Genomic DNA, 13,612 nt, shown 5'->3' with positions numbered 1-13,612 from the left:
TTGCCCGCCCGTTTTCTCCACGCGTACGGCCGATTCCCTCCCGGTTCCCCCACCCTCGACTCGCCACGGGCGTGGCGAAGCGGCTTGCGCCTGGCAGCGGAATGCGGAACTGTTGCCGTAAGGCATCTATTTCCGAGGGCAGGAAGGTGGTGCGGTGCGCACGATGCGTGCCTCTGCTTGTGTGCGCTTTTCGCGGCTCCTCTGCAGGCCCGCGCGACGCCGCCGCCAGTGTCGGTGCGACGTGGGGTGAGGCTCCCTGCCCCGTACTGGTCGTCGACCGGCGCGGCGGTCTCGTGCAGCTCAACCGGGCCGCCCGGTCGCTGCTGCCGGAGGCCACGGGCGGCGACCGGTTCGACGACGTCGTCCCGCTCTGGCTCTCCGACGCCCATCGGCACGTCGTCGCCGAGTCGGGATCGCCGCGGGGTCCCCTGACCGGTGCCATCGACGGACGTGTCTTCGAGGCGCATCCCGCTCCGTCCGCCGAGGGCGACGTGGTGTGGTGGCTCATGGACGACACCGACCGCCACCGGGCCGAACGGGCCCTGCACGCGGTCCAGGAGCGGTCCAGCGTCCTCGCGGAGGCGTCGAGCAGGCTCCTGTCCACCCTGAACGTGCCGCGCTGCATGGAGGCGGTCGCCGGCATGGCCGCCGAGCATCTGGCGGAAGCGGCCGTACTCGTCGCTCCGCCGCAGGGGCGGCGCCACACCCTGACCTACGCGAGGGGCGGCGGATCCGTCACCCAGGTGACCCGGAAGATCGATCCGTACGGTGTTCCCGGTCTCCGGGAGGCACTGCAGGGCTTCCCGCCCGTTCCCGCGCGCTGGATCAACCCCGACGACATGCCGGACTGGCTGCTCGCCGACGGCTTCCGGGGGACGGTCGGATCCGTCATCGTCACCCCGCTGCCCGGCCACGGCGTACCGGCGGGGGCGCTGATCCTGCTGCGTTCCAGCGCGGAGAGGTCCTTCTCCGAAGGGGAGGAGGTGTTCGCCCGGCTGTTCGCCGCACGGGCGGGCGCCGCCCTGTCCGCGGCCCGGCTGTACACCGAACAGGCCGCCATCACCGCCACGTTGATGCGTGAGCTGCTCCCGCCGACGCTGCAGCGGGTGCACGGCGTGGAGTACGCGGCCGGATACCGGCCGGCCAAGGACCACGAGCGAGTAGGCGGCGACTTCTACGACTTCCACCCGGGTGCCGACCCCGGCCAGGAAACCCTCGTCGTGCTCGGCGACGTCGCGGGCAAGGGCCTGGACGCGGCCGTGCTGACCGGCAAGATCCGCAACACCCTGCACGCGCTGCTGCCCCTCGCTGCCGACCACCAGCAGGTCCTGACGCTTCTCAACGGAGCCCTGCTGACGTCACATCACGCCCGGTTCGCCACACTCGTGCTGGCGTCGGTGTGCCGTCGAGGCGGCCGGGTGCAGGCGCGGCTGACCAGCGCCGGGCACCTTGCGCCGCTCATCGTCCGCAACAACGGCGAGGTGGAGCAGGTCCCCACCCGAGGCACTCTGGTCGGCGCACTGCCGGCGGTGAGCGCTCGGACGGTCGAGACCACGCTCGCGCCGGGGGAGACGTGCCTGCTGTACACGGACGGGATCACCGAGGCGCGCGGCGGACCGCTGGGTGACGACTTCTTCGGGGAGGCCCGGCTCCGACGAGCCCTCGCCGAGTGCGCGGGCATGCCGGCGGAAGCCGTGGTGGAACGTGTCCAGATGCTCGCGGCGCAGTGGCTCGGAGCCGGCCGTCACGACGACATGGCCGTCCTCGCCATCAGTGCCCCCAAGACCGGCCGCCCCCTGTCGGTCGTCAACGGCGACGCCCGGCACGCGCATCTCAGGAGGAGCAGGTGATCGACCCCGCCGAGGCCGCCCCGTCCCGCGAGCGGCTGTGGGAGGCCGTCGCGGCCGGCGACGAGTACCGCGCCGTGGACATCGTCCAGAAGGCGCTGGCCGACGGGCTCGACGAGGAGACGCTGCTGCTGGACGTGATCGCCCCAGTACAGGAGAAGGTCGGTACCGAATGGGCGGCCGACCGCCTCACCGTCGCGCAGGAGCACGCCGCCACCGCCATCAACGAACGGGTGGTCGCCGCTCTGGCGCACCGGCCACGGGCGGACGGACCCGGCCGCTCGTTGCGGGGCCGCGTCACGGTCGGTTGTGTGGACGGCGAATGGCACGCGTTCCCGGCCCGCCTGGTGGCGGAGATCCTGCGGCTGCGCGGCTGGCAGGTGGACTATCTGGGCGCCCAGACACCCACGCCGCACCTCATCGCCCATCTGCACCTAACCGATCCGCAGGCCGTACTGCTGTCGGGTTCGCTCCCGACCCATCTGCCGACCGCCCACACGGCCATCACCGCCTGCCAGGCCGTCGGCGTCCCGGTGATGGCCGGAGGGCGCGCCTTCGGCCATGACGGGAGACACGCCCGGGCGCTGGGGGCCGACCGATGGGCTGCCGACGCCCGCGGCGCGGCGGACGTGCTCGAGCGCGGCCTCCCGCGGCCCGCCCCTGCGGCGGTCCGGCAGGTGGTCGACGACCTTCCGCACCTGGCCGATCAGGAGTACACGATGGTCGTCGACTCCCGCGGCCGGCTGGTGAAACAGACGCTCAGCGACCTCGAGGACCGCTTCCCCGCACTGCGCGCCTACACCGATGGGCAGCGGGAACGGACGGCGGAGGACGTCGCCCACATCGTCGACTTCCTGGCCACCGCCCTGTACGTCGACGACGGCGAGGTGTTCACCACGTTCGTCACCTGGACCGCCGACATCCTGCAGGCCCGAGGAGTGCCCACGGGTTCGCTGGCGGCCGGACTGGACGCCCTGGCCGTGCAGTTGCGCGACTTTCCCCGCACGCTGAGCCTGCTGCACGAGGGGAGCCGTGCGGTACGCAGCCGCCTCACCGATGTCGCCACCGGACCGGACACCCGCGGATGACCGAGCACAGGCCCGTGGAATTCGATGTGGAGATCACCGGAGAGCCGTCCAGATGGACCGTGCACATCGCCGGTGAGCTGGACTACGACACCAGTGACGACCTGGTGGACACAGTCGTCCGCCACCTCCGGCGCCACCCCGAGCCCGGCCGTATCCGGCTGGACTTCCGCAGCCTGACCTGGATCGATTCCTCGGGTCTGTCCGCTCTGCTGATGATCCACCGGCGCACCAGCGCCCTCGGCGCCGACCTGTGCCTGGACAACCGGCCCGATTTCCTGGATCAGCGGCTCCGGCTCACCGACATCCTCGGGTACCTGACCCGCCCGGCGGCGGCCGCCGACGCCCGCGGAACCGAAACGGAGGGCGACGCCACCACGGCCGGTGCCACCTGAGCAGAGCTCGCCGATGCGGGGCCGGCCACGTACGGCCCCGTCGCCGCGAGGAGCGCGCCGCGCGGCTGACCCGGCCGAGGCGGTATCGGCCGGCCCCTCCTGCCCGACAGCGGCCGCTGCCACCAGCCGCCGCGAGGGGCGGCGCGTCGCCCCGCGAGAACCCGGGTGACGCGCTCGGTCGAGAGCCGTGCCACGACCCGCGCAAATCGGCCGCTGCTCGGGGTAGACGGAGTGGTGCGGGGGCGGCGGTACACCCTCGGAGGAGCGCAGCGCCGGACCTGCGCGGGGTCCTACTGTTGCCGTTTGACAACTATAGCCAGGAGGCAACAAAGTAGCCATGTCACAGGTACACGCGGGAGGAAGCCGGATGCTCCGGTCAGCGGAGGCCGCTCCGTGTGCAGCCGGCCGTCCATCGGCGGCGGTCGTGGTGAACCGGGTGGTTCAGGCGGACTTGCTGCCGGACCCGTGCGCGTCGTCGTGTATCTGCGCCGCCGCCGCGGCGCAGAACGCTTCCAGCCCCTCAGCGAGGGCGTTCCGCTTCGCCGCCGGCATCAGATCGAGGACCGCCTTCAGTTCCGCCTCCCGGCGCGCCCGCAGCTCGGCCAGGAAGGCGCGGCCCCGGCCGCTCAGGCGCAGCCGCACCTCGCGCCGGTCCTCGGGGCTGTTCTCGCGCTCCACGAAGCCGGCGGCCTGCAGCCGGTCGAACAGCCGGCTGGTCGCCGGCGGGGTGGAGGCGAGGGACTCGGCGAGCGTGCGCATGTTGATGCCGTCGTGGTGCTCGAGGATATGGAGCAGCCGCAGCTGGGACGCGGAGGCCGGCGCGGTCGAGGCCCGGCCCCAGAGCACTTCCAGCAGCTCCGCGGCCGTGGAGGTCACGCGTGCGATCTCGTCGGGCTCCGGGCGGCGGTGGAAGGCAGTCACGGTCACACTCTCGCAGGCACTGGGGTGCCCGCCAGCGTACTAGGTACCGGTGCCGCCGGCAGATGTCCGGAGCGACCGGCGCTCGGCCGGAGAAGCAGTTCACCTCGTGAATGAGGCTCACACGTTGTCCGGACAGATTGGTTCATTTCTGATCGTGAAGAGATTCGTCGCCGCTGAACGCGCACTGCGGTCAGCGGCTCCCGAGGAGTTGCTCGACGCCGTCCGCCGCGTCCTGCAGGAGCAGTACGGAGCGGAGACCGTCGAGTTGTTGATGGCCGACTACGGCCTGACCGTGCTCCGGCCGGTGTCCGTGCCGCCGCACGATCCGCGGCCGGAGTCGGTGTCGGCGTACAACAGTCCCGCGGGCCGTGCGTTCGGCTCGCAGCAGTGCCACAGCGAGCACGCGCGCGACGGCCGTGTGCGTCTGCATCTGCCGGTCACCGTACGGGGCGACCGGATCGGCGTGCTCTCCATGACGTTGCCCGACGGCGAGAACGCCCGTCGTGACCAGGACGAGCTCTCCGAGATCGCCGAGGTGCTGGGACGCGAGCTGCTCGTGGCAGAGCGCCACACCGACCTGTATCTGCAGGCGCGACGCAAGGACCGGCTGACCCTCGCCGCCGAGATGCAGTGGCAGCTTCTGCCCGGCCGCTCGTGCTCCCGGCCCGAGTACGACCTGGCAGCTCAACTGCAGCCCGCCTACGGCATCTTCGGTGACAACTACGACTGGTCGGCCACCGCCGACCACCTGATGCTCTACGTCACCAACGGCATGGGCGAGGGCATAGAGGCCTCCCTGCTCACCAATCTCGCCATCAACGCCCTGCGCAACGCCCGCAGGGCCGGCATCTCCCTCCCCGACCAGGCCGCCCTCGCGGACCAGGCCGTCTACGCCCACTACCGCGGCCGTTGCTATCTGTCCGTCCTGCTGTTCGACTTCGACCTGGTCACCGGGCGCGTGAGCGTGGTGGACGCCGGCTCACCCCACCTGCTGCGCCTGCGGGGCGGCACCGTGGAGCGCATCGCCTTCGACGCCCAGCTGCCGCTCGGCATGTTCGAGGAGACCGACTACGTGGCCCAGGAGTTCCAGGTCGAGCCCGGTGACCGGCTGGTCTTCGTCAGCGACGGCGTGCACGCGGTGGCCTCGCCGAAGGGGGAGTCGTACGGCGAGGCCGCTCTCGCCCGGGCGATCCAGTCCACCCGGCTGCTGCCCGCGGCCGAAGTGCCGCCCTCCATCCTGCGCGAGCTGACCGGCCATCGGGACGGGGCCGCGCCGGACGACGACGCGCTCGTGGTCTGTCTGGACTGGCGCGGGAGGCCGGCCGCACTCTGATCACCACGGCCCGGCACGCCGTCGCCGGTGGGCCGGGCCTCGGCACGGTCGAGCACAGGCTCGGCGAGCGACGGCCCGGTCCGCAGCCGCCGAGCCGACCGGGCGTTTCGGCTGCGGGAACCGTCCTGCTGCGGGCGTCCGTGGCCTGCTGCGGGCGTTCGTGGCCTTCAGCGCTCGCGCGTCCCGAAACCGTCGTCGTACCCGGAGCCGTGCCTCCGGGCCCGCAGAAAGGCACTCATGCCGCGGACGAGTGCCGTGCGCTCGGCGGCCTGCATCGTCGCCAGGGTCGCGGCGAGGGCCTCGGCCCGGTGCGAGGCCACCTCGGTGAGCACCCGCCGGCCGTGACGGGTGAGGCTCAGCCGCACTTCGCGCCGCCGATGAGGATGCAGCGCACGCTCCACCAGACCGGCCGCCTCCAGGCGGTCGCACAGCCGGCTGGCCGTCGGCAGGCCGATGTCCATGCCCTGGGCGAGCGCGGTGAGATTCAGCCCGGGCGCGGCCTCCACGAGCCGCAGCCCGCGTAACTGATGGGGTGAGAGCGGCATGCTCGCTTCCTGCGCGGCAGCCCACCACAGGGCCGACAGCACGTCCACGGCATCGGCGATCTGCCGGGCGGTGGCCTCCGGTCCGTCACCTCCTGCGAATGCCGGGCCGTCTCCCGTGTCACCGGCGCGAGTCACGACACATCACTTTCCGGAACCCCTGGACCAGTCGGGTACCAACCTCATCCCATGGCTGTACCCACCCGATCACCGGGCAAGCGGTGCCCGGCCGAACCACCTCGGTCCGGACGGTGCCCGGGGCGGCGAATCCCGGGCGGCACCCTGCCGGATCCAGCGCACCGGGCCGGCACACCGGGGCGGTGCACCGGGGCGGCCGTTCACTCGTGACGCAGGAGCTCTTCGACGACGTCGTCCCAGCGCAGACGGTCGCCCTCCGTGCCGGCGGGCACGACCGAGAACGTCTCCGTCAGCCATTCCCCGAACGCGGCGGCCGGCACGCACAGCACGGCCGTGCCTTCCCTTCCGCGCAGCAGGATCCTGACCGTCGGGGCACCGTCGCGGCGCCGGCTCGGCCAGACGCGCACATTGCCGCTGCCGACCGGTGCGCGCAGACCGGCGCACAGCAGGTCCCGGGAGAACACCCACGGCGCCACCTCGTCGGGGCAGCCGGTGAAGTCCATCCGCACGGCGAGCGGGTCGGCCGGGTCGTAGGTGAAGCGCACCTCGACCGGCAGCGCTTCCGTGGCGCTGACGACCAGGTGGACGGTCTCGTCGAGATGCAGTCGCCGCGTGTGCGAACACGGCCGTTCGCCGGTCGGGTGCATGATGCCTCCCAGGTGGGTGCGGAGTCGGCCGTGTCGTACCGGCGAGGACGCGCGGTGCGGGTGCGCGCCGGCACCCCCACCACCTGCCCGTCGGCGACGCCGTACCGCACCCCGCGATCGGAAAGGGACGAGGCGGTGCCGCGGCCTGATCGGGGGGTCGGCCGCGGCATCACCCGCTGCCCGGAGCATGCGGACGGAGCAGACGCCGGGACAGAACGGCGGATGCCCCGGGAAGACCCCCCTACACGCACCCGGACGAGTGATCATCGCCGCACACGGTCCGGATCCTGGTCGGCCGACCCCGGCTGGCGCACATCGCCGGGGCGTCACATGCGCCGGCGGCGAAAGCGGTGCGAAGCCGATGCGCCGGCCACGCCACGCCGGCGGTGCATCCGATCACCCGCTGAGTCCGGAAGACAACACGCGGAGGAAGGCAGCACCGACGATGGGCCGGGAGAAGGCCTCAGTACGGGGTCGCAGCGCGAAGTCAGGAAAGAGCGCGGTCCGCAGCCATCGGCTGTGCAGGGAGCGAGCCGGCGACACACCTGTGAGGGAGCACTCATGCAGACGTTTCTACCGGTTTGCGACTTCCGGCGTTCCGCCCTGCTTCTGGACCGCCGACGGCTGGGCAAGCAGCGGGTCGAGGCGCTTCAGGTCCTCCGTGGTCTGACGGTTCCGGGGTACGGCTGGCGCAGGCACCCGGCGGTGCGCATGTGGAGCGGGTACGAGGAGGCGCTGGTCCGCTACGGCCTGGAGATCTGCCGGGTGTGGCGGGAGAGCGGGCACCAGGACAGCTGTGCCGCCTCGCTGGTCGCCGGGTACGGCGCGTGCCGCCCGGGTGCCGCCGTGCGCGACCAGCCCGCTCTCGCGGCGGCCGGGGAACTGCCGCCGTGGCTCGGTGACGAGGCCTTCCACCGCAGCCACCAGTCCGCACTCGTCCGCAAGGACCACGACGCATACGCGGAGGCGTTCCCCGGTGTCCCGGACGACCTGCCGTATGTGTGGCCGTCCTCCGACAGGGTAGGCGGCGACATGCCGCTGCCTCCCTGAGGCAGGGCCGGCGCCGGGACCGGGCTGAGAGCGGCGCCCGCGCCCGGATCCGCACGACGCAGAAACCGCGCTGGTGCCCGCCCGACCCTGTCCGATCCGCAGGGCACAGGGCGATGGGGGCGGCTGCAGCGCACGAGTGCCCTCCTCGCAGTGACGACGTTCGGCACGGCCTCCGACGCCCTGCCCCGCCCCCGAAGCATTACTGCGCGGCCCGCGCGCCGTGACTGGGCCACACGGCGGCACTGCCGATCGGCGAAGGGCACCGTCCACCGGTTCAGCGGGTCCGCCCACCCGGCCCGACGGTGCCGTCCCGCGCGTACAGACCGCCGAGCAGTCCCACCGCGTCCCTGAGCCCCGTGCAGCGTGGAAAACCGCTGACGGCCCGCCTGTCCCAGCCCGGGCCGGCGGGCAGCACCACGGGGCGCCTTCGAGCGCCCGCGGCTCCCCACTCCAGGCCGTCGATGTGCCGGGCGAGAGGCAGCGACGCGGTGGACCTGGCCTGGGCCCAGAGCACCACGGCGGCCGGACCGGTGCGCCGCACGCAGGCCAGAAGCGCCTCCACCGGCACGGCCGCGCCGAGCATCCGGGTCGGCACGCCCCGCTCGTCCAACGCGGCGCGGAGGGCTTCCAGGGCCAGTGAGTGCTGCTCGCCGGGCACGCAGGCCAGCACCACCGGCGGAGCCCCGGGCGCGGGGCGGGCACACGGCAGCAGCAGTGGCACACTGCGCACGGCCGTGGAGATGTGCCAGGACAGCAGGTGCTCCACCTCGACATAGCGGTCGGCGGAGGACTCCCACTTGCGGCCCACCGCTCGCAGGGTAGGCACCATCACCTCCTCCCACGTCGCGATCAGGCCGTGCGCCCGGATCGCCGCCAGGAGCCGGGACTCCAGCTCGGGAGCGTCCAGCCGCACCGCGGCCCGCGCCAGGCCCCGGGCTTCCCGTCGTACGTCGCCCAGTGGCAGCCCGCTGCCGGCGCCCCCGCGGGGGGACCCGAGCGCGGGCCCGGGCGGCACGGCCTCGCCGGGGTCGAGGGACGGGGAGGCTCCGGCGGGCGGTCCGGGAGAGACGGGGGACCGGGACGAGTCCGCAGGCGACCGCCCCGCGGTGGGCGCGGTCGTCCCGCGGGCCACCCGGGCCGCCTCCGCCGGGGGTGCGCCCGCGGCCGTCAGGCGGCACATCCGTTCCACCCTCGCCACGTCCGCGGGGCTCCACCGGCGATGACGCCCCCGCGAGCGCGCCGCCGGCCCCAGTCCGTAACGGCGGTCCCAGGAACGCAGCGTCGTCGGGGCCACTCCCAGACGCCGGGCGACAGCCCCCGTGGTCAGGCCCGGGACCTCCTGCGTGCTGTCTTCGGCCATGGTTTCCCGAGCCCCTTCGTCCCGCCGCGGCGAGTTCACCACGCGCGTGGTAACCGTCCCTGCCAGGCCGCCGCGACACTCCACAACATTCCGTTTCCAGCCTATCCGACGCGATACCGACGCAAGTTGTCTCCTCGCCCTTCCCCATCACACGCTGGAGGACGCCGGGCAGGGGCTCCGGCACGGTGGACCTGCGTCGGCCACCGTTCCACGCGCACGGTGCCGACACGGCAGTGCGCCTCGGGGCAACGAGGAGGCGACGCCATGAACCGGGTACCGGTCTTGCCGGGCGAGCGGACCGTCACCGAGCCGCAGCCGCAGCCGCAGCCGGCCCCGGCGGACGGCGGCGGACTCCGGGAGGACGCCGACTGGACGGCCATCCACGGCCGGTGGAACGGACTTGTCTACGGCCTGGCGCGGCAGGCACTCGGCGACCCGCGCGAGGCGGAGGACGTCACCCAGCAGGTGTTCACCGCTGCCTGGCGGGGACGGCACGGTTACGCCCCTGCGCGGGGAGCGTTCCCCGCGTGGCTGGTCGGGATCACCCGGCGCAAGGTCGCGGACGCGCTGGCCGCACGCACGCGTCGCGCCGAACTGGCGACCACCGTCGCCGCGCTGCTGCCGCTCCGGAAACCCGCCGACGCGCACGACCCGGAGTCGGTGCTCGACCGGCTCGTCGTGGGCCGTGCCCTGGACGGGCTCAGCGAGCCGCAGCGCCGCGTCCTGCGGCTCGCTTTCTACCAGGACATGACGCAGACCCAGATCGCCCGCGCCACCGGCTGGCCTCTCGGCACGGTCAAGAGCCACACCCGGCGCGGCCTGGACCGGCTGCGGCGGAGCCTGGCGGGGGAGACGTCCGCCGACTGACGCGCGCTTTCGATGCCGCACGGATCACCTGGGTGGAGCGGAGCGGGAGCCGGGCCCCGCCGCAGCCGGGCGAGACCAGCACCGTCCACCGCCTTCGACCGCACCGGGACGGGACCGGGCCGGATGCCCGGCCGCCCATGGCGTCGGCGCGGCCGCCGCGAGCCCCCGGTGGCCGCCCGGCGCCACGGACGAGACCGCCCGTCACCCGTCCGGACCCCCGCCCAGGTGCATCCGGTCGCTCTGCCCGCACGGTAGAGACGGATGACAGGCGCCGCGACAGCGGCAGGCGAGCAACGTGGGCGGCGAAAGGAACCATGAGCGACGACGGCACCACACCGGCCCCCCACTCCGCCGGCGGCGGCCGGACATGTCTGGTGACCGGGGCGACCGGATACATCGGCGGCCGGCTGGTGCCGGAACTGCTGGACGCGGGCCACCGGGTGCGCTGCCTGGTCCGCACGCCGCACAAGCTGCGCGACCAGCCCTGGGCCGGCCGCGTGGGGATCGTTCAGGGCGATGTGACGGACGCCGACTCGGTGGCGCGGGCGATGCGTGGCGTGGACGTGGCGTACTACCTCGTGCACGCCCTCGGCACCGGACGCGGTTTCGAGGACACCGACCGCGAGGCGGCTCGCGTCTTCGGCGAGCAGGCCCGACGGGCCGCCGTCGGACGCATCGTCTACCTGGGCGGGCTGACCCCGCAAGCGGTGCCCGAGCGGGAGCTTTCGCCGCACCTGCGCTCCCGCGCCGAGGTCGGCCGCGTCCTGCTGGCCTCGGGCGTGCCGACCGCCGTGCTGCGCGCCGCCGTCATCATCGGCTCCGGGTCCGCCAGTTTCGAGATGCTGCGCTACCTCACCGAGCGGCTGCCGGTGATGGTCACCCCGCGCTGGGTGCGCACCCGGCTCCAGCCCATCGCCGTACGGGACGTGCTGCGTCTGCTGACCGGCTGCGCACACCTGCCCCCCGAGGTCAACCGCACCTTCGACGTCGGCGGTCCGGACGTGCTGACGTACGTCGACATGATGCGCCGCTACGCCGCCGTGGCCGGCCTGCCCAGGCGGCTGATCGTTCCCGTCCCTGTCCTCACCCCCGGCCTGTCCAGTCACTGGGTGGGCCTGGTGACGCCGGTCCCGGCCTCGATCGCGCGTCCGCTGACGGAATCCCTGCGGCACGAGGTCGTCTGCCGCGAGAACGACATCGAACGGTACGTGCCCAGCCCGCCCGGCCATCCCATCGGTTTCGACCGCGCCGTCGACCTCGCCCTGCAGCGCATCCGTGACGCCCAGGTCACCACCCGCTGGTCGTCGGCCTCCGTACCCGGCGCGCCCAGCGACCCGCTGCCCACCGACCCCGACTGGGCCGGCGGCAGCCTCTACACGGACGTACGCGTGCGCGACGCCGACGTCCCGCCCGGGGCTCTGTGGCAGGTCATCGAGGGCATCGGCGGCGAGAACGGCTGGTACTCCTTCCCGCAGGCCTGGGCGGTACGCGGCCGGCTCGACCGCCTCGTCGGCGGTGTGGGCCTGCGCCGGGGCCGCCGTGACGCCCGGCGCCTGCGGGTCGGTGACTCGGTGGACTTCTGGCGGGTCGAGGAGATCGAACCGGGCCGCCTGCTGCGGCTGCGTGCCGAGATGCGGCTGCCCGGCCTGGCCTGGCTGGAGATGAGGGTGGACGGCGACGGCCACGGGCCCGTCCGGTACCGGCAGCGGGCCCTGTTCCACCCGCACGGCCTGCTCGGCCATCTGTACTGGTGGGGCATCTCCCCCTGTCACGCGGTCGTCTTCGGCGGCATGGCCCGCAACATCGTCCGCGCCGCCGAGCGCTTGGCATCGTCCTGGGACGAGCCCGGGACGAGCGCATCCAGCGGGCTCGCCGTGGCCGAAGACAGAGGTGCCCGTACCAGTTTCCGACGCCCCCCTGGAAGAAGCTGACCCCATGCACGTCTCGGTCGTCCTGTTCACCGCCGATCTGCGCCTGCACGACCATCCGCCGCTGCATGCCGCCCTGGACGCGGCCGACGCCGTCGTCCCGCTGTTCGTACGGGACCGTGCCGTCGACGCGGCCGGGTTCACGGCACCCAACCGCCGCACCTTCCTGGACGGTTGCCTGGCGGACCTGGACGCCTCACTGCGGGCGCGGGGCGGGCGGCTCGTGGTGCGCTCCGGCGACGTCGTGGAGGAGGTGTGCCGGCTGGTGACCGAGGCGGACGCCGACGAGGTGCACATGTCGGCCGGGCACAGCGGGTTCGCCGCGCGCCGGGAGGAACGGCTGCGTTCCGCCCTGGAACAGGCAGGACGCCGGCTGTTCGTGCACGACGCGGTCACCGTGGCCGTGCCGCCCGGCACGGCGACCCCCGCGGCCTCCGACCACTTCGCCGTCTTCACGCCGTACTACCGGCAGTGGGCACAGGTACCGCTGCGGCAGGTCGTCGGCGCCCCGCGCCGGGTGCCCGTCCCCGACGAGACCGGCGGCGAGAGGATGCCTGCTCGCGCCGGGGTCGCGGGACCGTCCCCGGCGCTGCCGCCCGGCGGCGAGAGCGCGGCCCGCGAACAGGTCACCGCCTACTGGCGCCGCGGCCTGGACGCCTACGACACCACCCGCGACGACCTGGCCGCCGACGCCACCTCCCGGTTCTCCGCCCACCTGCACTTCGGCACCCTGTCGCCGGTGGAGCTCGTGCACCGGGCCCGCCGGCACGGTGGGGCCGGCGCCGAGGCGTTCGTACGCCAGCTCGCCTGGCGCGACTTCCACCGGCAGGTGCTCGCCGCACGGCCGCACGCCGCGCACAGCGACTACCGCACCAAGCGTGACCGCTGGCGCACGGAGCGCACCGCAGGCCCCGACATCGACGCCTGGCGCGAGGGGCGCACCGGCTATCCGGTCGTCGACGCGGCGATGCGGCAGCTGCTCCACGAGGGCTGGATGCACAACCGCGCCCGGCTCCTCACCGCGAGCTTCCTGACCAAGACGCTCTACGTCGACTGGCGGATCGGGGCCGACCACTTCCTGCAGTGGCTGGTCGACGGCGACCTGGCCAACAACCAGCTCAACTGGCAGTGGATGGCGGGCACCGGCACCGACACGCGGCCCAACCGGGTCCTCAACCCGGTCACCCAGGGCAAGAAATACGACCCGGAGGGCACCTACGTCCGTCGCTGGGTCCCCGAACTCGCCGGAGTGGAGACCCCGCGCGTGCACGAGCCGTGGAAGCTGCCCGGCCCGGACCGCGCCGCCCTCGACTACCCCGGCCCCCTCGTCGAACTCGCCGACGGACTCGACCGCTTCCGGCGCGCCCGCGGCAAGCGGACATGAGCCGGCCCGCTCCGCTGTCCGGGTGCACGGCCGCGATCGGCACGATCCGTTGCCTGGTGCGGTGACCGGAAAGGTCTGCCGGAAAGCTCGCGGCGTCCGGTGCTGGGGGCACCTC

The 13,612-nt window shown here is 73.5% G+C and carries 12 protein-coding genes and 1 pseudogene; 9 read left to right on the top strand and 4 right to left on the bottom strand.

All coding sequences use genetic code 11. From position 1 onward, the window contains the following. The first annotated feature begins 179 nt into the window (after positions 1–179). The 3 genes from ABZ919_RS13645 to ABZ919_RS13635 are packed head-to-tail and all read left to right on the top strand — an operon-like array spanning position 180 to position 3,327. A complete protein-coding gene (locus tag ABZ919_RS13645; RefSeq protein WP_361247107.1) occupies positions 180–1,850 on the top strand; it encodes a PP2C family protein-serine/threonine phosphatase in 1,671 nt (556 codons plus the stop codon). Continuing rightward, entirely contained in the window at positions 1,847–2,935 is a 1,089-nt protein-coding gene (locus tag ABZ919_RS13640) for a B12-binding domain-containing protein (RefSeq protein WP_361246754.1), read from the top strand. The genes ABZ919_RS13645 and ABZ919_RS13640 overlap by 4 nt, the downstream gene beginning before the upstream one ends. Then, entirely contained in the window at positions 2,932–3,327 is a 396-nt protein-coding gene (locus ABZ919_RS13635; RefSeq protein ID WP_361246752.1) for an STAS domain-containing protein, read from the top strand. The genes ABZ919_RS13640 and ABZ919_RS13635 overlap by 4 nt, the downstream gene beginning before the upstream one ends. 441 nt (positions 3,328–3,768) lie before the next feature. On the opposite strand, the gene ABZ919_RS13630 is transcribed toward ABZ919_RS13635, so the two are convergent. Then, positions 3,769–4,254 carry a MarR family transcriptional regulator gene (locus tag ABZ919_RS13630; RefSeq protein ID WP_361246749.1) on the bottom strand — a complete coding sequence of 162 codons (486 nt, stop codon included), beginning with the start codon at positions 4,252–4,254 and terminating at the stop codon, positions 3,769–3,771. Between the two features lie 148 nt (positions 4,255–4,402). On the opposite strand from ABZ919_RS13630, the gene ABZ919_RS13625 reads away from it, so the two are divergent. After that, complete coding sequence (locus tag ABZ919_RS13625; RefSeq protein WP_361246746.1) at positions 4,403–5,581, top strand: PP2C family protein-serine/threonine phosphatase; 1,179 nt, start codon at positions 4,403–4,405, stop codon at positions 5,579–5,581. A gap of 167 nt (positions 5,582–5,748) precedes the next feature. Here ABZ919_RS13625 and ABZ919_RS13620 read toward each other — a convergent pair whose 3' ends face one another. Together ABZ919_RS13620 and ABZ919_RS13615 are read right to left on the bottom strand one after the other, a co-directional pair. Continuing rightward, positions 5,749–6,261: a MarR family winged helix-turn-helix transcriptional regulator gene (locus ABZ919_RS13620; protein WP_361246743.1), complete on the bottom strand. Its 513-nt coding sequence runs from the start codon at positions 6,259–6,261 to the stop codon at positions 5,749–5,751. 200 nt (positions 6,262–6,461) lie between these two features. Next, entirely contained in the window at positions 6,462–6,908 is a 447-nt protein-coding gene (locus tag ABZ919_RS13615; RefSeq protein ID WP_361246741.1) for an SsgA family sporulation/cell division regulator, read from the bottom strand. A 561-nt stretch (positions 6,909–7,469) separates the two neighbouring features. On the opposite strand from ABZ919_RS13615, the gene ABZ919_RS13610 reads away from it, so the two are divergent. Both ABZ919_RS13610 and ABZ919_RS13605 read left to right on the top strand, forming a co-directional pair. Next, positions 7,470–7,958 (top strand): MSMEG_6728 family protein, encoded by a 489-nt coding sequence (locus tag ABZ919_RS13610; protein WP_361246738.1) that lies wholly within the window; start codon positions 7,470–7,472, stop codon positions 7,956–7,958. Between the two features lie 38 nt (positions 7,959–7,996). Continuing rightward, positions 7,997–8,159, top strand: a pseudogene (locus ABZ919_RS13605) (DUF2236 domain-containing protein); the annotation flags it as partial. 73 nt (positions 8,160–8,232) lie between these two features. Here ABZ919_RS13605 and ABZ919_RS13600 read toward each other — a convergent pair. Further along, positions 8,233–9,318 carry a MerR family transcriptional regulator gene (locus tag ABZ919_RS13600; protein WP_361246735.1) on the bottom strand — a complete coding sequence of 362 codons (1,086 nt, stop codon included), beginning with the start codon at positions 9,316–9,318 and terminating at the stop codon, positions 8,233–8,235. Positions 9,319–9,582: 264 nt separating this feature from the next. On the opposite strand from ABZ919_RS13600, the gene ABZ919_RS13595 reads away from it, so the two are divergent. The 3 genes from ABZ919_RS13595 (at position 9,583) to ABZ919_RS13585 (ending at position 13,497) form a co-directional block, all read left to right on the top strand. Beyond that, on the top strand, positions 9,583–10,185 hold the full coding sequence (locus ABZ919_RS13595) for a sigma-70 family RNA polymerase sigma factor (RefSeq protein WP_361246732.1): 603 nt from the start codon (positions 9,583–9,585) through the stop codon (positions 10,183–10,185). Positions 10,186–10,499: 314 nt separating this feature from the next. After that, positions 10,500–12,116 (top strand): SDR family oxidoreductase, encoded by a 1,617-nt coding sequence (locus tag ABZ919_RS13590; RefSeq protein WP_361246729.1) that lies wholly within the window; start codon positions 10,500–10,502, stop codon positions 12,114–12,116. A gap of 4 nt (positions 12,117–12,120) precedes the next feature. Then, a complete protein-coding gene (locus ABZ919_RS13585) occupies positions 12,121–13,497 on the top strand; it encodes a deoxyribodipyrimidine photo-lyase (protein ID WP_361246726.1) in 1,377 nt (458 codons plus the stop codon). The last annotated feature ends 115 nt before the right edge of the window (positions 13,498–13,612 follow it).

Source organism: Streptomyces sp. NPDC046759 (assembly GCF_040645475.1).
Taxonomy (GTDB): Bacteria; Actinomycetota; Actinomycetes; order Streptomycetales; family Streptomycetaceae; genus Streptomyces.
This window is presented reverse-complemented; position numbering and strand designations above follow the sequence as displayed.

What these genes read in the sequence shown, in the direction of transcription:
- ABZ919_RS13635 (WP_361246752.1), top strand. Translation starts at nt 2,932, where the DNA reads ATGACCGAGCACAGGCCCGTGGAATTCGATGTGGAGATCACCGGAGAG.
- ABZ919_RS13615 (WP_361246741.1), bottom strand. Translation starts at nt 6,908, where the DNA reads ATGCACCCGACCGGCGAACGGCCGTGTTCGCACACGCGGCGACTGCAT.
- ABZ919_RS13610 (WP_361246738.1), top strand. Translation starts at nt 7,470, where the DNA reads ATGCAGACGTTTCTACCGGTTTGCGACTTCCGGCGTTCCGCCCTGCTT.
- ABZ919_RS13600 (WP_361246735.1), bottom strand. Translation starts at nt 9,318, where the DNA reads ATGGCCGAAGACAGCACGCAGGAGGTCCCGGGCCTGACCACGGGGGCT.
- ABZ919_RS13595 (WP_361246732.1), top strand. Translation starts at nt 9,583, where the DNA reads ATGAACCGGGTACCGGTCTTGCCGGGCGAGCGGACCGTCACCGAGCCG.
- ABZ919_RS13590 (WP_361246729.1), top strand. Translation starts at nt 10,500, where the DNA reads ATGAGCGACGACGGCACCACACCGGCCCCCCACTCCGCCGGCGGCGGC.
- ABZ919_RS13585 (WP_361246726.1), top strand. Translation starts at nt 12,121, where the DNA reads ATGCACGTCTCGGTCGTCCTGTTCACCGCCGATCTGCGCCTGCACGAC.